The 1268-nt window shown below is 70.7% G+C and carries 1 pseudogene; it reads left to right on the forward strand.

Annotated elements, in window-relative coordinates:
* Nucleotides 1-1268, forward strand: a pseudogene (locus tag FNH09_RS46440) (alpha-1,4-glucan--maltose-1-phosphate maltosyltransferase); the annotation flags it as partial.

The following is a 1268-nucleotide window of genomic DNA, read 5'->3' on the forward strand; positions in this document are numbered from 1 at the left end:
TCCCTGCCGGTGGCGGCGCGGCTGGCGGCGGCGCTGACGCCGGAGGTGGACGAGGTCCTGGCCCGTCATCCGCTGCGTGAACTGCTCACCGCCTGCGCGCCGTTGCCGCTGCTGGTGGAGCGTGAGCGGGCCCTGTACGGCGCCTGGTACGAGTTCTTCCCCCGCTCCGAAGGCACCCCCGCCCAGCCGCACGGCACCTTCCGCACCGCCGCCCGCCGGCTGCCCGCCATCGCCGCCATGGGCTTCGACGTCGTCTACCTCCCCCCGATCCACCCCATCGGCACCACCTACCGCAAGGGCCCCAACAACACCCTCTCCGCCGCCCCCGAGGACGTCGGCGTGCCCTGGGCGATCGGCTCCCCCGAGGGCGGCCACGACGCCGTCCACCCCGCCCTGGGCACCCTGGAGGACTTCGACCACTTCGTCGCGCGCGCCCGCGCGGAGGGTCTGGAGATCGCCCTCGACTTCGCCCTCCAGTGCTCCCCCGACCACCCCTGGGTGGAGAAACACCCGCAGTGGTTCCACCACCGCGCGGACGGCACCATCGCCCACGCCGAGAACCCGCCCAAGAAGTACCAGGACATCTACCCCATCGCGTTCGACGCCGACATGGACGGCCTGGTCGCCGAGACCGTACGTATCCTGCGTCACTGGACGGACCACGGCGTGCGCATCTTCCGCGTCGACAACCCCCACACCAAACCGGTCGTCTTCTGGGAACGGGTGATCGGCGAAATCAACACGGCCGACCCGGACGTCATCTTCCTCGCCGAGGCCTTCACCCGCCCCGCGATGATGCGCACCCTCGGCGAGATCGGCTTCCAGCAGTCCTACACCTACTTCACCTGGCGCAACACCAAGCAGGAACTCACCGAATACCTGACCGAACTCTCCGGCGACGCGGCCGCCTGCATGCGGCCGAACCTGTTCGTCAACACCCCCGACATCCTGCACGCCTACCTCCAGGACGGCGGCCGCCCCGCCTTCGAGACCCGCGCCGTCCTCGCCGCCACCCTCTCCCCCACCTGGGGCGTCTACAGCGGCTACGAACTCTGCGAGAACACCGCGCTGCGCCCCGGCAGCGAGGAGTACCTCGACTCCGAGAAGTACCAGCTGCGCCCCCGCGACTGGGAAGCCGCCGCCCGCGAGGGCCGCACCATCGCCCCCCTGCTCACCCGCCTCAACGACATCCGCCGACGCCACCCCGCCCTCCACCGCCTGCGCAACCTCCGCTTCCACCACACCGACAACGACGCGGTGATCGCGTA

Origin of the sequence: Streptomyces adustus (assembly GCF_009377175.1) — a bacterium.
In the GTDB taxonomy this organism is placed as follows: Bacteria; Actinomycetota; Actinomycetes; order Streptomycetales; family Streptomycetaceae; genus Streptomyces; species Streptomyces adustus.